We start from the raw sequence: 21,463 nt of genomic DNA on the forward strand, positions 1-21,463 counted from the left end.
AAATATAAGAGCCAAAAAATATGATATAATGATATGATTATTAATTATTTTTAGTATAAAATATAAGAAAAATAAAATGCAATCGATTGTATTAAATTACTTCTTATATTTGTATCCCAACCGGCTAATGATCAAATTAATTGTATGAAAAGAACAAACTTTAAAGACTATATCAGCACCATACCAGTATAATATTATTTATGCCTTGATAGCTAGCGCTTATGTTTATGGGGTCCAACTTAAACACAATTCAAATATAATTATAACACCTATTGCTTAGATCCAATTATTAAACCAACCGATTCAATAAACCGACAGGCACAACAACCGTGCTATTACATATTCTTAATACTTAGAAATACCAGCATATATAATAAGCCAGAAGTAAACTATTGCGTATTTCCAGCGGTTATTTAATTGTCATTTATACAATTAAATAACTTTCAACTTATAACCTTAAAAAGCAGAAACCATGTCAACGAAAACCATGCTTAAATTGAAAAAACTAGATCAGCTAATAGCCCGAAAGACCACTGGAACACCCCTGGAATTATCCCAAAAGCTGAGAATTTCTGAACGATGCGCCAGACAATATATCGAAATGCTAAGAAGCCTGGGAGCGCCCATCGCTTATTCGCGAAGAGATAATACTTATTTTTATACAGCTAACGGATCTTTTAGTTTCTTTTTTACACTGCATTAATAAGAACCATTAAGATCATTCTATACTTGCCACTATGCTTTTACACCCATATACCGTTTTTCTAAAAAAAGCTACTGCACTTTTAGTCTTTATCGGACTGTCGCTTGCTTTGTCTGCGCAAACAAAAGACGCGCTTACAAAAGGTTCAATAAAAGGAAAGATTAAAGACTCTACTTACAATTTTATGCTTACCAGCGCTACAGTAGCTGTATATAAAGACAGTGACAGTAGCCTTTTACAATTTAGCCTTCCGAACAATTTTGGAGAATTTACTATCCCTGACCTGCCTTTCGAAATGCCGCTTCGCCTGGTTATTTCACATGTAGGATATCGTACATTTTTAAAGAAACTGTCTTTAGGCAAGCAAGAACCGGGGATGGAGCTAGGCATGTTATATATGCACCAAAACACCGATAAAGACGGTAATATACTTGAAGAAGTAGTAGTAAAGGCAGTGCCTCCCTTGCGCATGAATGGCGATACGGTAGAATTTAATGCAGATGCTTTTCGGATGCAAGCTAATGCCACTGCCGAAGACCTGATGCGGCAATTGCCAGGCTTTACGGTATGGGGCGACGGTGAAATTACCTACAACGGCAAAAAAATAAATGCCATACTGGTAGAAGGCAAACCGTTCATGGGTAGCGGTGATCCCACCCTGGCTACCCAAAACCTGCCCAAGGAAGCATTGGACAAGGTGCAGGTATACCAGCAGCGGGACGAGAAGAACCCATTGGACAGCACCTTATTTGCTAACTTAAAGCTAAAGGAAAATAAAAAGACAGGCTACTTTGGTAAATTGAGTGCGGGTTATGGAACCGACAAACGATATGCAGCAGATGGCATGTTGAGTGGATTTAACAAAAAACTGCAACTGAATACAGTAGGCGCATTTAACAATATTAATAAGCTTGCCAACAGCACCGATGTGTTGCTAAAAAACAGCTCCTTTAAAGCAGATGGAACCAATATTGACTACCAAAGTGATTTTAATATGCAGGGCCTTAACCGGCCCTCTGCAGCCGGTATAAAATTTCAATATGATTTTATACCGGATGTACAGTACCAGAAAAGCAGCCGTCTCAATACTGATTATTTTTTAAGTGGCAACCGTGCTCATATCTTCAATAAAGGCACAACCAATAACTTTCTGGAAGCAGATACGATCCTTTCCAGGAGATCTGAAAACACTAATAATAACCGGTCGCGTGACCAAAGGATCAACTCCCGATATGCCTGGGATTCGGAATATATGAACCTCAGCTTTACGTCCTCTATGAGCGAATCACACAACAACAATATAAGCGAAGGGACCTCTGAGCAGGAAAAAACAGGTATGGGTATTATCAGTAGCAGTCTCACCCGCAACGAAACCGAATCTACTAACAGAAGCCTGCAAATCGGTACCGAATACAGCAACCGCGAGAGACATTCCTATAATCAAAAGAAAAGGATACCTGCCGCATTCACGATCGGTTATCATTTATCTGTTTATGACAACGATGGCTACAGTCGTAACCAAACGCAATTCAAATCCAACATTAATGCTGTCGATAACCGAGCTTTTGACCGTATATACAAGACCCGGGATGCCAGCGGTACAGCCCACACCATCAGCGTCCGCTACCCCGGGCTTTCGAGACTGATATTTAACCGGCACAGTTTCGGTGGTGTGCAAATGGAGCTTTCCGGTAATTTCAGTTTTAAAACCGAAGATTTTTCCGACAATGTATTGGACTTAGATACACTTTCAGAAGCTTACGAAACCAATAGCTACCTCAGCAACGCTCGCCGTGCCGTAACCCGCAACCTACAGCCTGCATTTAATGTATCCAAAACATTTTACAAAGGGCTTACCAACCGTTATAACAAATGGGTGTCTATACAGGCAAATTTCAGACAGCAATATTTTGCCATGGATCATCGGGCCACACAATCTTTTCAGAACTTTTCTTACTTGTATGCTTATTTTATACCAGGCGCTTCCCTTGAATATAGCAACCATCAATATGGCAGCTACGAGGTAAGCTATGGGCTTCATTACTCAACGGCTGTTACCTATCCAGGCGTCAACAATATAGCGCCGCTGGTAGATAGCTCCAATATCTGGTATATCCCTAAAGGCAACCCGAACATAAAGCCGCAGTACCGGCGTGAACTGGCTTTTTCCAATACATTCACTACACGTACCCCTAAGAACCCTTTAAGCTTTACTTTAAAAATGGGTGCAGGCCGCATCAACAATAATATTACAGACAGCTCTATTTACGACGATTCGGGCGTTCGTACCGTGTATGCAGTCAATGTAGATGGCAACCAATATATAAACGGGGAGTATAGCGTCCGCAAATCTTTCGAAGTACAGAAAAACATTACCCTGGAAGCACACGCGCGGTACAATGTAGACATCAGCCAAACACCACAATATATCAACAACCTGCTCAATACCAGCAAGAACAACTACCAGAACATATTAGGCAACCTGGGATTCAGATATAAAGACCTGTTTAACTTCAAAATTGAACAAAGTTTTGGTATTTACAAAAGTAGGCAGGAAGGGTTTAATAACAACCAGTTTAAAAGTACCAACCCCTATACCCGGTTGATAGGCGTCCTTCAATTTCCTAAAGGTCTTTCCTGGAATACTAATATTACTTATAACCAAAGTAAAAGTAATAATGCTAATGCGGTATACTTTACCATCTGGAACGCCAGCCTGACCTATCGCTTCCTGAAAGGAGATAACGGGGAAATTAAATTTTCGGCACTGGACTTATTAAGGCAGAATAAAGGGATTGTAAATACCGCCTATGCCAATACTCAAACTTTTACCCGGGCTAATGTGTTACAACAATATTATATGCTGACATTCTCCTACTATCCCAGGAAGTTTGGAAAATAAGCGTATGGATAAAATCAGCGTAGCGAATCCTTTTGCGAAGATGCAGAGATTGATTTCTGATTTGCTTCAAAGAAAATAGCTCAAAAAGTCATGTCGCCTAGCTTAATAGTTTTCGCCTGCAATACTTCATGCGGATGTCGTCACTTCCGAAGAAACTTCTTGTGATTCTTGGTCTCTTTAAAGAACAACATGTTATCCTTCCTTCAGCTTCATGCGCACAATAACCGGGTTGCTTTTGCGATTTTGAGTTTTGAAATATTCTTGAAGAACGAGCAGATACTGAGAATTTTTATTCCCTGATGTTTAGTTTGTTTCAAACATCTCCGGCTATGAAACATTGAAATAAAAAGAAACATTATCAATATCAACGATACTTTTGTTAACCTTTGACTTAGAATAAATCGGTTGAAAAAAGTTTTTTTCATCAGTTGTAATTCTTTCCCACGACGAAAGCTTACCGCATTGAAAAATCATAAATGAAATTTCTAATTATTTGCCGTCCTTGTCTATCGTATTATCCTCAACTAGATGTCATAGCTTAAAAGATTATAATCTTGTCATGTGAGACTATGTTTCCAGTGAAAGAATCAATGATGGCTTACGAAATGTATAATTTTCGTATAACGAATCAAAATCAGCTATGCTATTAGGCTGGAATATTGTTTCAAGTATTTGATACTTGAATGGTAAAACGAATTGATATAATTTTTTTGCCGTGCCCGGACTAATGAATATATAGTAAAAAGAAGGGTGTGCCAATAAAAGCTTATTGAAATATAGCCTATAAGTTTTGGTTTTGGGACAAATACTTTCCTAATACATATAGCTTACTTAAATCATTACGCGAATCTTTCTTAATAAAAAATGAGCTGGATATATAGAAAGTCTCTTTTAAAAATATCAAAAGATGCAATTCGCCACCTTTGTCATTCTCACTATTAAGAGACATGTAAAATCCATTCCCCATGTAATTCCATATAGCAACAATTTCTTGTTGAATGTTTCATTAGAAACGGCTTCTTTCTATGCGCTTTTAGCGGAATATTTTAATATAAAGGACTTGGCTTCGGAGGCAAACCAATCAATGTGGTATTATCTTGTTCATCTTTAAAATTTGTACGAGAGTCTTTGCTTTCTGTTGTAGAAACTTTTCGCTAATGAAGAAAAAATACGCATCGTGAGTATCCTCATCTAATATTACACATTTCTACTTCAAAAGATATTCCGATACAGTGCCGCTGAAGGCTTGATCAGGATTTATCCGAATTTTCGATACTTCCTGCGCTTGAAACAAAGACCCTCATAACCCTCATAACCTAAGACACATAGTAACCATTTCCCGCAATTTTTGATGTATTCAGCTCTATATCATGACACAATCCTCTTTACCAATTTTTGAACCTTAAATTGAACTACTTGTCATCCTTCCTTCAACTTCATGCGCACAATAACCGGATTACTTTTGCGATTTTGCGTTTTGAAATATTCTTGAAGAACAGGAGAATATTGAGGGTTTTTAGATTTGGCTTTATCTTTACTATTGAATAAAACCAGCGAAGATAAATAACTGTAAAGGTATTTCTTATAGGGTATAATTCCTCGCATCTTTGAAGTTTCTCCCATTATTGGTAAAAAAAATGATTTTTCGCTTGGAGTTATTCTATCAAGGGAAGACAGCTTTTTAGATATCGTATCATATATGAAATTATATTGATATTCGTTAGCCGAATTATTAAATGAAACTACTGACGAAGGCGTACTTATTTTATAAAAAAGTTTTGAACCTGAAAAAAACACATTTGTCGTATTAAGAATTAGCTTACGGTTAGTGTATATAGACGATCTTACACTATCTAACAACTTGTTATTGCCTGATTCAATAATGTTTTGAGGTAGTACTCTGTTGGCAGGGAAAATAAATTGGCAAACTTCCACTGCAGTGTCTTTGCTGACTTTGTATAAATTGAAATCTAGCGGTGTTGTGATGTAAAAGGCACCGTCTTCTACAACAGAGGGCAAACCTACATATCCTGGAGCCAGCTTTTTTGTTGCTGCAAGCACATTGTCTTTTACAAGAACGACATTTTTGTATAACGAGTCATTCTTGTATATAGAGTACAAGTAAGCCGGAGCAGGCATATGATTATTATCTCTATTAAAAATTTTGGAGTTGGTATATAAAAAATACTCGTATCCGAGTGGTTTAGAAAAAGTTTTTAACTTAGCTTCTCCATCCCCATTCAAGCTATTAACACCTTTTAAATCAACCTGCATTTCCGGTTGCACTTTTTTGCCCAGCAGGCTAAAATAATTAAAATAAATTTTTGATTGATCAGGAGAAAATTTAAATGAAACGATTTGATTTTTACTTTGGTCGTGAGTAATAAATATTTGTCCATTGACTTTAGTAACAAATTTCCCTTCGGAAGAAAAAAAGTATATAGCCTTGGTATCTAAATCAGCAACAACAAAACTGCTATCTGTTATTAACAAATCATTAATATCTCCGAAAGTGCTTTCTTTAGATGTTTCCAAAGGGATATATTCAATTTCGTCGAAATATTCAGACGCCACACCGCCATAGGCGCGCGAGGGGTCTAGTCTTAACTTTGGTACTTGGGCATACATTTTAGACATTAAAAATGTAACACTGCAACCAATGAAAAAAACGACCAATAAACATTTCTTTATAAAAAAACTAGTCTTCATGTGATATAGAGCTTAAGAAATTATCAAATAAATTGGGGAACCTGCTATCCGGTACAAAAATTTTACGAATAGTGCCGGATTTACTTAGTAAAAAGAGATAGGAATACTGTGGCGAATCTATATCCATCGGTAAATCTCCCTTTTTCTTATAGAAAATCTCAAAATTCATTTTTGCCCCTTTTCGCCATTGTAAATATGATTGCAAAAGAGAAAAATCAACGAATGAATAAATTTTGGTATCTGGGTTGTTTTTATTGAAGTCGCGTAGTTTAGCCACAACCATGTCATTGCACATATTACAGCCTATTTCTGTATACCTCAAAAACAAGGAATGTTTATTGGATTTTATAGGAGCAATGAGATTTACAAAAATCGAAGAATCTTCATTATTCATTTCTTTGCATTTAATAAAACTGCTGTCTTTAATTGTAAATCCGGCATACTTATTTGAAAAACTGATGTTCCTTTCTAGGTACCCGATATCATTTTGCAGATCGCTTATACTATCGTTTTGAATTTCTATAGCCCTTATTTCTCCCTTTTTTATCTTCGTGTACGCAAAAAAAGAAATTAAGCATATACAAAAAGCCAAAATAACTAAAAAACTATTCTGTTTCATTCTTAAATTTTACTTTGATTAAATAATATGCAGGCAAATCAATGGATAAACCTCCCATCAGTCTATTCCCAGGTAATAAGACTGATTTTAACTGTGCTCCTGAAAGTATAGCAAGGTGCTCATCTTTATACTTGTCGTACTCGACTAGTGGAGGTAAAATGATTCCAAATCTTTTATTTTCTGTCAATGCCTTTGCTGTAGTAAAATCATGCAAATCTTTTTTAGATATTAAACTAACAAAATTTTTATGCTGTCCTTTTTTGTAAAACTGAGAAGTAATATATATTAAACGTTTGTTTTCCAGGTAGTTTCCATTAGGAAATGCCAATCCATCAAATAAAGCTATTCTTTGATCACTCGGAGTAGGATTATCAACATTAAACTTATCAAAATTCTGCTCAATTATCGACATTAATTTGTTACGGGAAACACTCCCTTCAGTATATTTTATTTCAAATCTTCTTGATACGCCCGTTTTAGTAATACTATATATACTAGGGTCAAAGTGTTTATAAAAGCGAAGGGTATCGCCATATTGATAGAAGGATTTATTATAAGTTAGCACCAGTAACCTTCTATCGCTCGAAGGAAAACTAAAATAACTTTTGTTGGGTGTCTTAAAATTCTCATCAAATATATCTATTAAAGACCGATTGGGATTATATAAATTAAAATTGGCGAATCCTACATAATCACTGCTTTGAGAAAAACGCGCCAAATGCGAATAATGACGCGACTTATCTCCCTGAACAGTTTTCATCAAATTTAAAGACGTGTCATAAACGGTTATCTTATTTTGGGCAAAGTCATAAATAAGCATCCCGTTTTTATCCACAAAGCAATCTGCAATATTAAGACCGTCGGTAGAATCAGTTCCGTTTTTCGCTATTGTTTTTATATAATCTCCACTCTTATTAAACGCAATCACCCTCCTGTCTCCAGAAGAATAATTGAGGACTACATATTGTTCTTGACTTATAGCATATAACTGAAATGGATCAGTTAATGGGACGTTGACGTTTTCATTTAATTTAATTATACTGATCGTGTCTATCAAATTTGAAATGTCAACTGTATCCTTAAGTAACGAATTATTTATGTTAATTACCTGTAGATTATCCTCACTAATTTTATTTCCGCAAGAGATTAATATAACTGATAAAAATGTGATGCTCCAAAATACGGATAGATTTTTCGTCTTTATTGAGTTCAACCCTTTTTTACTTCTTGTGATTATTTTTTTTCTCATTGATTATTAAATACAGAGTTTTGAATTGACTTGGATTTAGTGTAGTTTAAAAAAGCTGACTGGATTTTTTGAACTGCATCATAAACGTCTTAGTAGAAAATCAAAAGTCATGAAACGAGTTTGAGATTCATTTATAAGCTAAATGCTTGCAGGAGTCTGCTACTTCTATGTATTCAAAAATTCCATCGAGTTTTAAAACTCGATGGAATTTTAACTTTCAAAAAAAATCATACTTCATTATGACCGAGCAATTTTTGACTAAGTGTCCACAGACAGCAATAAATGAAGCGCCTATTTATCACATTGGTTATCGCTTGCCTCACCGGTACAAGAGAGCGATCTACAAGATGCGGGTTTTCCAGCCTGTGAATCGCAATCTACTTTTTCCTTGTCGGTTATTGCACACTTACGGGTTACTGCCGTATAGCATGGATCTTTTCCCGCTCCCGACTCACCTGACTCGGTAAATGACATTCCCATAATACTAGTAATGGTGATGCATAACATGCCAATAATTACTCTTTTTTTTCTCATAAAATTTATTTTATTAATTAATGTCAATGGATCGCTAACTATTATTAAAAACAAGCTACATTGCTTGATTGACCAAAACAATCAGTTTCTGTACAAGATTCAGACGTTTTGTTACCGGTAACCTGACAAAAGGTTCTGTCGCCTAATGGAATATTCCCCCATGGCGAAGGAATAGAACCGCAACTTAATGTAGTGAGATTAAAGCACTTTTTCCCCCCCCCGCTTGACTCGCCTTCACCCGTAAACGAGTTCAAACTAACAAAAGCAATAGCGGCTATCGCTGGCACTACAGCCCATTTAAACATTTTTTTCTTCAACATAAATTTTGTTTTAAGATTTAAAAAAATAAAATAACAATAGCAAATGTATCCGCGCCCACGGCACAAATATTGCCGGGAATTTTTTTAAAAAAGTTTTTCATATAGCTTGTTTCATTTTTGCAATGGTGTTATTAAAGTTTGTTTAGCCAAAGCTTTTATCTGTACTACTTCTGCTGAAGGTATCTTTACTGGCATGGCGAGGATTGCATGGGCCACACGTTTTGCATGTACACTATCGCCAGCAGCCTGGTATAGCTGCAAAAGATCACGCTTTAAAACAAATTTGTTAGGCAAAAAATGACATAGCCATTCTTGTACAACAAGGGCTTTTGTAATCTGCCCGTCGGCTGCATAAGTTTTTGCTAATAGGTCTACCGTCTGCCGGCTTATAAAGTAAGTACGCGCTTCCTCCAAAGTCGTTACGGCTTCGCGGTGGTTGCCGGCTTCAGTTAATACGGCGCCATAAACGGTTAAAAATTTGCCATCTCCATCCAATCTTTTTTTCAGTTGGGGATATACACCCAAAGTTTCATGGGCCGGTTTAAAAGCATTTTGTAATTGTTTCCAGCGTCGGAATGCATTAAAAGTTGAAGTGCCATGTACAGCCGCTATGATAAGTAACAGCAGCGCGATACTGGTTAAACAACCCTGCATCAAGCGGTTGAATGGCATACCCAAGCCGCTGCGTACAAGAGAAAAAGCAGGCGACCATCCTATAGCTACTGCCGCAAAAAAACAAAAAAAGAACAGCCACAAAAGATAATTTACATGCAAAGGATAAGAGGTGAAACTGCAAGCCAGAATCGCTACCACCGTTAGCTTTAACGCTGCTAAAAACTTTTTATCCCGGTGCGTGCGGAGGCTGAAAAAAAAAATCACCGCAATAATAAAAAAAACAAAGCCGATCAGACCTATTTCTTTTAGCAACTGAAGCGGCTCGTTGAAAATAATATAACTCTCCCCAGCGCTCAGAAAAAATGACCTCGGAGGATGGGGATTCATAGCGAAATAATGCGCCTGCCATTGCGGATAATACCAGCTAAAACGCCCCAGCCCAGCGCCTGTAAAAAAATGATCGCCGAGGTGCTGCCCTGTAATTTGCAACTTCATCATGCGCCCCAAAGCAGAAGCCTTTTTCATGCTAAACAGGTAGTAACCTCCACCTAATACCATAGCCAATAGCATCATGCTAATGATTAGTAAGACACGTAGGGATATTGCCCGTACGCTTTTTTTAAGAATGTTACCATTTTTCAATAATAGCCAGCTGGCAAAAACTACAGCACATGCAACATAGGCGGTGCGGCTTTGGGTTTTATATATCAAAAAAAGCGTAGCAGCCAACATTAAGGTAAAAACTATTAACCGGGGCCTATTGCTCTTCAAATGCCCCCGAATACACTTCCCTGGCGCTTCTACTATTACAAAAAATAAGAAGGGCAATTGCGTTACCAGGTACATGGCCATTACCCCGGAATTTTGAAAACTACCTTTAATTTCAAGGCTAACGTCGTCTGTATAAGCAACAGTGTGCAGGTATTGCATATATCCCAAATACAACTGGTAAAAAAACAACAGGCACACCAATACCAGAATAATATGAATCAACTTTATCGCAGGAGTCATCAACAAAGCCCCGGCAACTAACATTACCGATACTACAACCGTAAAATGTTCGTTTCCCCAATGATAATACTTACTGAAAAGCATTAGACAAGCTACAGGCACCATACACAACAATAGCAGCCCTTGCTTTAAAGACAACCTGCTCCCGTGAGCAATGATATGCAACATGATCAGCACACCAGCTACCGGCCACACCCATACCAGGTAATACTGATTGTTTATTTCTATTTCATAATTAAACGAAAAATGATAGATAAAAGCTAAGTAGCTAATGACACCTGTTGTTAACAATAGGTATAAGCCCATAGCTATCCAGGATATAGCCTTCTCTTTTCTCATCAACTTCGTGTCCATAGCACTTTATACTTTTACATATCTGTTAGGTGCAACCTTACCAAAACTGCTGTTCGCCATTGGTATACTCAAATATCCTTTCCTCTTTTCCGCCGCTATGGTTCTTAAGATAGAGCAGGGCGCCTTTGGGCACTTTAAAACTGAGCGAATCGCTGGTTGCCTCCATCTCGCCGGCCGATACCCACTCGCCATGCCGCTCATAAAACAATTCATAATGATTCCCGGGATAAACAAAATTGACATTATTGCGGGCGGTGTAAACAATTTTATTAATCTTTTTCCCCATGCCCAGATCCAACCCTGCCCAACCGCCATCTTCCAAATAGTAATCAAAAGAAGTATTCGGATCCCTGTCAAATACATTCGTATAATTGTGTGTTTTAATTTTTGCATCGTCATTAGGCGTACCTATCATTTCGCCAATTAACGGTGTTTCATCTGCTTCTTCTTCATAAAATCCTACTTCTGCCACGTTGCAAAAGCTACCCTTAGGCCCCATATATCTTACATAGCGGTAGGTTTTACTAGCTGGCAACCTTACTACATCCCAAAGTCGCTGTGGCTTTTTCTTTATTACAAACAAAGTGTCTTTTGAACTAAAATCACGGCTGTTGCTGCCTTCAAACACGCCTCCTATCATCCTGTAGGGGTAGGTGTAAGGTAGACGGTACTTATGGGTTAAAACTACTTCTTCTTCATGCGAACCATAGATATAGCGTTTCGCGCCGGTTTCTTTATCCAGGAAAAAAGGATCGGATATTATACGTATTGTTCCCTCCTCATAAGTTGCCAGCCGAAAGACAATACCTCCTTCTACATTATTAAATCGTACCTGGTTGCCCGAGGTGGTGCTAATACCTATAGGTGCCCAATCCAACCAACTGGCAACACAGAGATATACTTTCCGTTCATTATCCATTTTTTCATAGAGGCTATCGCAAGAGATCACTATCTGGTGATTTAACTTACCGGTATACTGCTGGGTGACATCCTTAAATAAAGGTTCCTTAAACCACGGATGGATATCTTCTCTTGGAGAATATACAACCTGCTGCATATTTTTATCAATACCAAATGTTTGACGATATACCTTTCCCTTCCGGTTCCAGTAGGTAGGAGCCGCTTCAAGCTCATTGGAAGTATACGTAACCGAACAAAAATAGGTATCCCGGTTTTTGTCCAGCACAAAATTCCAGTCGTGTCCCACGTTCATATCAGCTCTCAAAAACATCACATCCCTACCGCAGGGAATGCCAAGCGCACGACATACATATATAAACAAATCCGAGCTCTCCCTGCAGTTGCCCGAATGCCAGTCCACAATATCCGGTCCTACGCTTGGCCCATAAAAGCTACTTGAGAACTGAAAAGGTCTTCTCTTTTTAAGAATATTGAGCACCACTCTCGCCACATATTTCGGATCTTCCGCCTCCGGACGTCTGCGTATGCTGTCGAGCATAGGGTTAAATAATTCGTAGACTCTTTTTCTCCATGGCTTAAGCGCCTCATTGCCCACCCGGTAAGGCAGTACATATTCCTTAAAATCTTCAAAGGATACATTCTTGCCCCAGGGCTGTTCACGCCAGGCTTTAAAAGCATAATCAATATTTTCAAACAGATAACCGGCATCCATAGTAATATCCGAAACGCGGGTGAGTTTATCGTAGCTGAAAGCACCATATACCTCGTTCACTGAATCGATCACCTTTTCTGGCGCAATTCCTTTACTACGTAACTCATACAGTTTTCGGCAGTGATCCATTCCTTCACCGGTATATCCAAAATGATAAGGCAGGTTTTCTATGAGAAACCTCGCTGCCTTCATTTTTTGAGTATCCCCTCTGTATTTTTTTAGTACGATATTCAAATGCTTGTTTTGCTCTACCATCTTTTCTACTGTATATCGTTGTTGGGCTTTCGTTGCTACTGAAGCGATATACAGAAAGAAGGATAACAATATCGCCTTCAAAAATATAGTTGACTTAGAGCGTCGTATGATCTTTATCATTTTGTTTCCGCCATTTTAACTTTAGCATTATAAAGCGTAAAAGTAGTGTTGCTCGCGGCACAAATACTGCCGGGAAGAAAAATCCGGCGCTTATAATGATCAGTGCCCCCAGGGAAAGTTTGTGTGATATTACCTTCAAAAGTCTAAAACCTATAATGAGAAGTAACAGCACGTAAGTGTCGTTAAAACAAACAAGATTGAGCAGAATATACTAGCATTACTTTTTGCATATTCGATTAGAAGTATACATTTTTATATTGCTTTTTGAAACACTTATACAAGTTTGGCTTATACTCTCAAGACGGAGAATGACCATGCATATGCAGACGACAATCCCATTATTTCTCGGAGCCCCGCAATCAGTTTCTTACATCAAACACCATTGTTAACAATTAGCTAACTTTTTGTTCAAACTGGCTTAACCGTTTTAGGTTGTAAATGTCATTGTTTTGTCGAAACAACTCGAAAATGAAAAAACTTATTATGCCTGCTGCGATAATAGCCGCTGGTATTACGGCTTTTGTCGCCTGTAGAAAAGACAACAATGAAGCTCCTGTTATTACACCACCCGAAACTATCAAAGCCCAATCTGCAACGCCTTCCCTGGTTTACATGATGAATGGGTTTACCGGGGTGAATATATTCCCCTTAATCAGCAGTGAGGATGTTCTGGAACAAAGTCCTGGCTTTATCTACGGCGCACAACCTGATGGTGCCGGCTTTATGCGAAACCCCAATGGCGAAGGCTATATTATGTTGAACAACCACGAGATCAACCAATCGGTTTCAAGAGTTTATCTCGACAAAAACCTAAAACCCGTTAAAGGCGATTATATCATCGACTATACAGGTGGCGCAAAGAGGCTTTGTTCTGCAACATTGGCTACCACTGAAGAACATGGTTTCGGCCCCATGTTCTTAACCGCACAGGAATCAGGTGTAGAAAGTATGATCATCGGTATCAACCCGCTGGCATCTGCTGCTGACAAAGGCAGAACGGACAGAACTTTACCTGCATTGGGAAAAGCATCTATGGAAAATGCAGTACCACTTCCCAAAGCGGCTTTCCCCGGCAAAACAGTTGTTTTCATGGGTGAGGATCAAAGCTGGGAAACGGGCCATGTAAGTGCCGGTCAACTGGTAATGTATGTATCTAATACGGTAGGAGATCTCCAAAACGGCAAATTATATGCTGTAAAAAGAAAAGACAATAACCAGGTAGAACTGGATATTGTAAAAGGGCAAAGCTATGATGTGGAGTTTGTGGAAATACCCAATGCGAAAGGCTTAACGGGCGCTCAAATCAATACTACTGTAAATGATTTAAAAGCCATTCGCTTTTCAAGGGTAGAAGATATCGACTACAGGAAAGGAAGTGCGCAAAACAATCGCGAGGTTTACTTTACTGCTACCGGGCAGTCTCCTGATAAAATAAACCCGCAGGCTGGTTATACCATGTGGGGGCGAGTTTACAAAATTGTTTTAGACAGCGCAGACCCTACCAAAGGTAAAATAGAAGTAATTGCCGAAGGTGATTCTAACCCGGGTAATGATCTTATTAATCCTGATAACCTTTGCGTAACGGAGAACTATGTTTACATACAGGAAGATGGAGATTCTTATTACACGGCAGCCAAGCACGATTCTTATATCTGGCAGTATAGCATCGCTAATAAAACTTACAAGCCATTCCTGAATATGGATCACAAAAGAGAGGATGCAGCATGGGTGAACCGGTTTTATCAAAATACAGAAAGAAGATTGGGATGCTGGGAGTTTGGAGCTATGGTAGATATTTCCAACGAAATCGGTGTTCCTAATACCTTCATACTGAATATTCACCCGCATACCTGGCAAAAAGATAAGTTTGTGAATCCTGATGGTGGCGGAAGCACCAATAAAGAGGGAGGCCAAACAGTTATCCTAACCAACGTTCCAAGATAAAATTGATTGAATCAACAGAAAGAGCCTTGCCCTTAACCGGGCAAGGTTTATGTATTTATAATGAAGAAGATTTTTCTGGTATTAGCAGGAATTACAGCGTTTTTATCCATACAATTTTTAAGCTGTGGTAAAAAAGAACATTCGGTAGCTGAGCTGCGACAACACCTGACCGTCCAGGTTGATGAATTCGAAAGATATTTAACGGATAGTTTGCAACCTTTATTAAATTATCCGGCCGAACGGCAACAGCTGCTTGCCTCCTTTAAAGCACTCCGCGCTCACTACAAAAAATTTGAATGGGCCGTCGAGTATTACATGCCTTCAATCGCCCGTTTTGTAAACGGCGCTCCTTTGCCGGAGATCGAACAGCCGGAAGTGGTAGTGCGGGAGCCACATGGCTTGCAGGTAATGGAAGAATTGGTTCTGGAAGATATTATTGACTATGCTGCGTTAAAGCATGAAACCGTATTATTAAAAAGCTACTGTATTTCGATAAAAGACAATATAGAAGCAGGGGGTTTTACGCAGGAGCAATTGTATGATGCTATTAAAAAACAGGTATTCAGAATAATCACACTGGGCATTACCGGCTTTGATGCACCTGCTGTAAAAACAGGTCTCGCCGAAGCTGCTGTATCGCTCAGCGAATTAACAACCATCATACCTTACTTAAAAGGGCAAATCGATTTGAACGGTAAAATAAATGCCGCTGTCAGCTACCTTAACAATAACCCTGATTTTGATGCGTTTAACAGAATGGTTTTTATTAAAGATTATGCCAATCCCATAACACGCACATTGGCTGCACAGCAACAACAAGCAGGCATAGCGCCCATCCGTTTACAGGGGCTGTTAAAATCCAGTGCTCCAACATTGTTTGATGAAGGCATTTTTGATGCCTACTTCCAGGAAGCAGACTCCATAGATCCCAGGTTGAACCAACAGGTAGCACTGGGGAAAAAGCTCTTCTACGATAATATATTATCCGTGTCTAAAAAAAGAAGTTGTGCCAGCTGTCATAACCCTTCATTGTATTTCACTGACGGGCTGGCCAAAAACGCCGCCCTGGATGCTGGAAAAACACTGTTACGGAACACTCCTACTTTGTTGAACTCGGCATTGCAAACCGCCATGTTTTATGATCTCCGTTCGCCCTCTTTAGAGCACCAGGCCAATAATGTGATCAGCAATAAAGACGAAATGCATGGCGACCTGGACCAAGCCATATGTGCGTTATCAATCGATACATCTTACGTGAAACTGTTCGGGAATGCCTATTCAACTAATACGGTTACCAAAGAAAATATTCTCTCTGCTATCGCCAGCTATGTAAAAAGCCTGATAGGACTGAACAGCCGGTTTGACGCGTACATGAGAGGTAATAACCAGGCAATGAATAAGGAGGAAATTGAAGGCTTCAATCTGTTTGCCGGTAAAGCTAAGTGTGCCAGCTGCCATTTTATCCCTTTATTTAATGGCGTGGTTCCTCCCGCATTTGCCAAAACAGAAAGTGAAGTGTTAGGTGTACCATTAACCGCTGATGGCAGAAAAATGGACACCGATACCGGAAGATTCAAGATCATTAATGTTGCACCTTACATGCATGCATTTAAAACGACTACTGTAAGGAATACGGGCATGACCGCACCTTACATGCATAACGGTGTTTATAAAACACTGGAAGAAGTGGTTGATTTTTATGATAAGGGCGGTGGCATTGGACTTGGCTTACAGGTAGATAACCAGACACTGTCTGACGAGCCACTGAACCTGACACCTAAGGAAAAACAGTTATTAATCGCATTTATTCACACGCTTACGGATAAACTGCCCCAGTATTAATATCACTTCACTTTATAAAGCCTCTTATCCTGACCACCGGGCAAGAGGCTTTTATATTTATATGCTACATATATTCCACCATTAACAGACCTGCATTTACCGGATTGGGGTTACCCCCGCTTCAATTCTCCGGCTTTTCCACTAAATTGCCGCATGCCTATCATTAAAGAAAGACTGGAAAAGCAGTTTAACGAAGTTTACAAAAATCTGAATACCGAACAAAAAACAGCAGTGGATACGCTCGAAGGCCCTGTAATGGTAATTGCCGGTCCAGGTACCGGTAAAACACAGATACTGGCGGCACGGATCGGGAAAATATTGCTGGATTCGGATGCCTTACCCGAAAACATACTTTGCTTAACATATACCGACGCAGGTGTGGTTGCCATGCGTAAAAGGCTGCAGCAGTTTATAGGCGCCGATGCTTATAAAGTTAATATCTACACTTTCCATGCTTTTTGTAATGATGTGATACAGGACAATCTTTCCCTGTTTGAAAAAACATCGCTTGACCCCGTATCCGATCTGGAAAAGGTGGAATATTTTAAACAGCTTATTGACAAGTTCACCAAAGAACACCCGCTTAAAAGATACCGGGGCGATGTATATTTTGAAGCTAATCCTTTAAGCAATTTATTTTCCGCTATGAAACGGGAGGGTTGGACGCCCGAGTATATCAGCGACCGCATCGATGCTTATATACAGGAACTGGCAGAGGATGAAGCCTACGTATATAAAACATCCCGTGCAGGAAAATGGCAAAAAGGAGATCGTAAGCCGGCCTACTTTGATGAGCTAAAGCGCATGGATAAATTACGTGCAGCCATTGGCGAATACGAGAACTACCAGGAGATCATGCGGGTAAATAAACGATATGATTTTGATGACATGATCAACTGGGTGATCAAAGCATTTGAAGAAAATGAAAATCTGTTGCTGGATTACCAGGAAAAATATCAATATATATTGGTCGATGAGTTCCAGGACACCAGCGGCACCCAAAACAAGATTGTACAGTTGCTGATCAATTACTGGCAACAACCCAATGTATTTGTGGTGGGTGATGACGATCAAAGTATCTACCGCTTCCAGGGGGCGAATGTGCAGAACATGCTGGACTTTGCAAAACAGTATGAAAACGATATTAAAAAGATTGTATTGACCAGCAATTACCGTAGTATCCAGCCCATCCTGGATATTTCGAAAACACTGATCAATCGGAACGAAGAACGGCTCATCAAACAAATACCAGGACTCAGCAAAGAGCTGATCGCTGCTAATGTTGCCATTAATGAATTGCAACACACGCCTGAAATTTTTGAGTACAACACCATGGCTGATGAAATGGCGGGCATTGTATTCAAAATAGAGGCTTTGATTGCACAAGGCACTCAACCGGGCCGCATTGCTATCATCTATAAAGAAAATAAATATGGGGAAGAGCTTTCCGACTACCTGAGGCAAAAAGGCATTCCCTTTTACAGCAAACGTAGTACGAACTTATTACAAAGCCCGTTCATAAAAAAGATCATCACGTTATTGTATTACCTGGAGGCAGAACACGATATTCCTTTTGGAGGAGATGAGCTGTTGTTTGAAATATTGCATTTTGATTTTTATAAAAATCCACCCATAGAGATTGCAAAAATTAATGTAGAAGTCAACCAGAAAAGATTTAAAGGTGAAAGTACATCACTCAGGCAATTGCTATCTGAGAAGGCCAATGCGCCGGCAAAAGACCTGTTCGATGAAGGGCTACACGCCAGTCTGAAACGTAGTTCAGCTGTAATCGAGCAGCTGATAGCAGATGTTCCTAACTTAACTATTCAACAGTTGCTGGATAATATTATCCGCAATGGCGGCGTACTTACGTATGTCATGAACAGTCCTTTGAAGGTAGAACTGATGCAATCCCTGTCTGCCTTTTATAATTTCATCAAAGAGGAACATCGTCGTAAGCCTGCCATGAATCTCGCAAGCCTGGTGCAGTTATTACAGCTGATGGAGCACGAAAACATTCCCCTTCCGTTAGTTAAAACAACCGGGAATGACAAAGGCGTTAACCTGCTTACCGCACACGGCAGTAAAGGACTGGAATTTGAATATGTTTTCCTGGCCGGCTCTAATGCTTCTTTCTGGGAGAAGAAAAGAAAAATGAACCGGGGTTACAAGCTGCCTTCAACGATCTTCTCTTCGCAGGCTAAATCGAGCGACGAAGAAGAGTTGCGCCGGGTATTCTATGTGGCGCTTACGCGCGCAGAAAAATACCTGTACATATCTTATGCGAAGTTAAATGCAGATGGCAAGGAATTAGAACCCTCCATGTTTATTGCCGAGATCATGGAACAGCATGCCTTAACCGTGCAAAAACCACAGATCAGCACCGAACAGATGATCGAGTTTCAACACCTGCTGTTCACCGGGCAACAGCCGGTTATTGATAGTCTTGAAGATGATTTTATTGACGGACTGTTATCCAGGTTTGTAATGAACGTTACCGCATTAAGTGCCTACCTCAACTGCCCTTTAAGGTTTTATTACCAGAACCTGTTGCGTATTCCTTCCGGTAAAAATGAAGCAACGGAGTTCGGAAGCGCTATCCACTTCGCGCTCGAAAGATTGTTCCGTAAACTGAGAGAAACAGAAAGCTTTCCACCGGTTGAAACCATGATCGATGATTTTAGCTGGTATATGATGCGTCATCGCCAGAACTTTACCCGGGAAGCCTATGCGCGACGCATGGAGCAGGGTTCTATTATCATTCCGGCTTACTATAAAAAATATATCAATAGCTGGAATAAGGTTGTTTCAGTAGAAACCAATATAAAAGGCGTTGTAGTAGAAGGCGTACCGCTAAAAGGTAAGCTGGATAAATTAGAATTTAACGGGAAGGAAGTAAATGTGGTGGATTATAAAACCGGCAATGTAGACAATGCACTGCCTAAGCTAAAAGCACCGGGAGAGAAAAACCCGGATGGCGGTGACTACTGGAGACAGGCGGTGTTTTATAAAATATTGCTGGACAATTATGAATTAAAAGACTGGCGGGTGGTGAGCACTGAATTTGATTTTATTGAGCCGGACAGTAATAATAATTTCCAGAAGCTGAAGGTGGTTATTGAACCGAACGACGTAACTACGGTGAAAAACCAGATCAAAACCGTTTGGGATAAAATACAGGCAAAAGACTTCTACAAGGGTTGCGGAAAAGCTGATTGTCACTGGTGTAATTTTGTAAAAGACAATTATTTATACGTGAAACTCGATGAGATTTCTGAAGATGAAGACGAATAATTCCTGGTCAGCTAAAGCAACTGTAACATTTTGAGGGTTTCCACGATTAATAGGTATCGGTCATCGGCCAGGTGATCGATTTATCATCTTATAAACTCAAAAAACTTGTTTTATGAAGAGAAGCCTCCTTCTTACCGTATTGCTCTGTTTAGGGATTGTGGTTATAGCCCAGAAACGTAATGGCGAATCGCCCTATCGTACCGAATCTTTCAGTAGTAACGCTATTAAAAATCTGAAAGTTGAAACCAGCGGAGGCGCCATACAGGTTAAAGGTGGTCAGTCCAGCGGACTGTTAGAAATGTATGTTACTTCTAACAATTGGAGCGACAGGAAGTCCCCGTCTGAAATTCAGCAGATACTGAATGAATATTATGATGTAGATATCCGTTCGCAGGGAGGTACGTTAACCGCTACGGCAAAGAGAAAAAATATAAAATGGTCGAATAAAACATCACTGAATATTTCATTTATTATTTATAGCAGCAGCCAGGTAGATGCCGATGTTCGAACAAGTGGTGGCAGTCTCAACCTGCAGGATATAGCCGGGACGGTGACGGGCAGAACCAGCGGTGGTAGCATCACCGTCAAAAATCTTTCAAAAAATATTGACCTAACTACCAGTGGCGGCCAGATCAAGGCAGAAGACCTGGATGGCATGGTGAAGCTCAATACATCGGGCGGTTCATTAAGTTTATTGAATCTTTCAGGTACGGTAAGCGCCCGCACCAGCGGCGGCTCCATTTCTGCCACCAACATTAATGGCGACTTTAATACAGAAACATCGGGAGGCAGCATTCATCTTAAAGAGATCGACGGTAACCTGGATGCGAGAACCAGTGGCGGGCAAATTACGGCAGATTTAAAAGCAACTCACGACTTTGTTAAGCTTCGCACTTCTGGCGGTAGCATTCGCTTGAAAATGCCGGAAACGAAAAATGCTCAACTTGATCTGAAAGGCGACAAAGTTCGTATTTCGGAACTCCGCAACTTTAACGGTACGGTTAAAAAAGATCGCGTAAAAGGTTCCTTAGGTAGCGGTAACCTGTTAGTGGAAGCTTCTACTTCGGGCGGATCAGTAGAGGTAAAAATGTAGCAATTGATACGCCGGTTTGCCGGCATCCAGCACAATATTAAGAATATTACTGTTCAGGCTTTATGCAGTTAGTTACTTGCATAAGGCCTGATTGCTTTAAGCCAATCGTTATCCTTTGCAATTGTTGATCCCCTTACAAATGTTTCCTGAAAAACACTTTCATGACCCGGCTGGCCTAGTTAAAATTCCTTTTGACTGATTTTTGAAAATAGGCCATGATTGCCGCCGCAATAACTGACTCCAAAATCTTTTCGAAAATCAGATAC

The 21,463-nt window shown here is 39.6% G+C and carries 12 protein-coding genes; 6 read left to right on the forward strand and 6 right to left on the reverse strand.

The genetic code is table 11. From position 1 onward, the window contains the following. The first annotated feature begins 496 nt into the window (after nt 1–496). Together ACLOAU_RS03800 and ACLOAU_RS03805 are read left to right on the forward strand one after the other, a co-directional pair. Complete coding sequence (locus tag ACLOAU_RS03800; protein ID WP_427860512.1) at nt 497–703, forward strand: HTH domain-containing protein; 207 nt, start codon at nt 497–499, stop codon at nt 701–703. Nucleotides 704–737: 34 nt separating this feature from the next. Beyond that, the gene (locus tag ACLOAU_RS03805; RefSeq protein ID WP_427860513.1) at nt 738–3,605 is read left to right on the forward strand and encodes an outer membrane beta-barrel protein; all 2,868 of its coding nucleotides are present in this window, start codon (nt 738–740) and stop codon (nt 3,603–3,605) included. Between the two features lie 1,419 nt (nt 3,606–5,024). On the opposite strand, the gene ACLOAU_RS03810 is transcribed toward ACLOAU_RS03805, so the two are convergent. From ACLOAU_RS03810 to ACLOAU_RS03835, 6 genes are all read right to left on the reverse strand, one after another. After that, nucleotides 5,025–6,314 (reverse strand): 6-bladed beta-propeller, encoded by a 1,290-nt coding sequence (locus tag ACLOAU_RS03810; protein ID WP_427860514.1) that lies wholly within the window; start codon nt 6,312–6,314, stop codon nt 5,025–5,027. Beyond that, nucleotides 6,304–6,933 (reverse strand): hypothetical protein, encoded by a 630-nt coding sequence (locus tag ACLOAU_RS03815; protein WP_427860515.1) that lies wholly within the window; start codon nt 6,931–6,933, stop codon nt 6,304–6,306. Before ACLOAU_RS03815 ends, ACLOAU_RS03810 begins: the two co-directional genes overlap by 11 nt. Further along, nucleotides 6,920–8,182: a DUF4934 domain-containing protein gene (locus tag ACLOAU_RS03820; RefSeq protein ID WP_427860516.1), complete on the reverse strand. Its 1,263-nt coding sequence runs from the start codon at nt 8,180–8,182 to the stop codon at nt 6,920–6,922. The genes ACLOAU_RS03815 and ACLOAU_RS03820 overlap by 14 nt, the downstream gene beginning before the upstream one ends. 578 nt (nt 8,183–8,760) lie before the next feature. Next, nucleotides 8,761–9,036, reverse strand: coding sequence for a hypothetical protein (locus ACLOAU_RS03825; RefSeq protein WP_427860517.1), 276 nt, complete (start codon nt 9,034–9,036; stop codon nt 8,761–8,763). A 111-nt stretch (nt 9,037–9,147) separates the two neighbouring features. After that, nucleotides 9,148–11,016 (reverse strand): O-antigen ligase family protein, encoded by a 1,869-nt coding sequence (locus tag ACLOAU_RS03830; protein WP_427860518.1) that lies wholly within the window; start codon nt 11,014–11,016, stop codon nt 9,148–9,150. Nucleotides 11,017–11,053: 37 nt separating this feature from the next. Beyond that, nucleotides 11,054–13,024 (reverse strand): transglutaminase-like domain-containing protein, encoded by a 1,971-nt coding sequence (locus ACLOAU_RS03835; RefSeq protein WP_427860519.1) that lies wholly within the window; start codon nt 13,022–13,024, stop codon nt 11,054–11,056. A gap of 468 nt (nt 13,025–13,492) precedes the next feature. On the opposite strand from ACLOAU_RS03835, the gene ACLOAU_RS03840 reads away from it, so the two are divergent. From ACLOAU_RS03840 to ACLOAU_RS03855, 4 genes are all read left to right on the forward strand, one after another. Continuing rightward, nucleotides 13,493–14,968 carry an alkaline phosphatase PhoX gene (locus ACLOAU_RS03840; RefSeq protein WP_427860520.1) on the forward strand — a complete coding sequence of 492 codons (1,476 nt, stop codon included), beginning with the start codon at nt 13,493–13,495 and terminating at the stop codon, nt 14,966–14,968. A gap of 60 nt (nt 14,969–15,028) precedes the next feature. After that, nucleotides 15,029–16,810 carry a cytochrome-c peroxidase gene (locus tag ACLOAU_RS03845; RefSeq protein ID WP_427860521.1) on the forward strand — a complete coding sequence of 594 codons (1,782 nt, stop codon included), beginning with the start codon at nt 15,029–15,031 and terminating at the stop codon, nt 16,808–16,810. 153 nt (nt 16,811–16,963) lie between these two features. Beyond that, entirely contained in the window at nt 16,964–20,104 is a 3,141-nt protein-coding gene (locus ACLOAU_RS03850; protein ID WP_427860522.1) for an ATP-dependent helicase, read from the forward strand. Between the two features lie 112 nt (nt 20,105–20,216). After that, complete coding sequence (locus tag ACLOAU_RS03855) at nt 20,217–21,197, forward strand: DUF4097 family beta strand repeat-containing protein (RefSeq protein WP_427860523.1); 981 nt, start codon at nt 20,217–20,219, stop codon at nt 21,195–21,197. Nucleotides 21,198–21,463 lie beyond the last annotated feature (266 nt).

It is taken from the genome of Paraniabella aurantiaca (genome assembly GCF_050309965.1).
Lineage (GTDB): Bacteria > Bacteroidota > Bacteroidia > Chitinophagales > Chitinophagaceae > Niabella.

Coding starts and splice junctions, on each gene's coding strand:
- ACLOAU_RS03835 (WP_427860519.1), bottom strand. CDS start 13,024: ATGATAAAGATCATACGACGCTCTAAGTCAACTATATTTTTGAAGGCG.
- ACLOAU_RS03805 (WP_427860513.1), top strand. CDS start 738: ATGCTTTTACACCCATATACCGTTTTTCTAAAAAAAGCTACTGCACTT.
- ACLOAU_RS03845 (WP_427860521.1), top strand. CDS start 15,029: ATGAAGAAGATTTTTCTGGTATTAGCAGGAATTACAGCGTTTTTATCC.
- ACLOAU_RS03815 (WP_427860515.1), bottom strand. CDS start 6,933: ATGAAACAGAATAGTTTTTTAGTTATTTTGGCTTTTTGTATATGCTTA.
- ACLOAU_RS03850 (WP_427860522.1), top strand. CDS start 16,964: ATGCCTATCATTAAAGAAAGACTGGAAAAGCAGTTTAACGAAGTTTAC.
- ACLOAU_RS03825 (WP_427860517.1), bottom strand. CDS start 9,036: ATGTTGAAGAAAAAAATGTTTAAATGGGCTGTAGTGCCAGCGATAGCC.
- ACLOAU_RS03855 (WP_427860523.1), top strand. CDS start 20,217: ATGAAGAGAAGCCTCCTTCTTACCGTATTGCTCTGTTTAGGGATTGTG.
- ACLOAU_RS03810 (WP_427860514.1), bottom strand. CDS start 6,314: ATGAAGACTAGTTTTTTTATAAAGAAATGTTTATTGGTCGTTTTTTTC.
- ACLOAU_RS03830 (WP_427860518.1), bottom strand. CDS start 11,016: ATGGACACGAAGTTGATGAGAAAAGAGAAGGCTATATCCTGGATAGCT.
- ACLOAU_RS03820 (WP_427860516.1), bottom strand. CDS start 8,182: ATGAGAAAAAAAATAATCACAAGAAGTAAAAAAGGGTTGAACTCAATA.
- ACLOAU_RS03840 (WP_427860520.1), top strand. CDS start 13,493: ATGAAAAAACTTATTATGCCTGCTGCGATAATAGCCGCTGGTATTACG.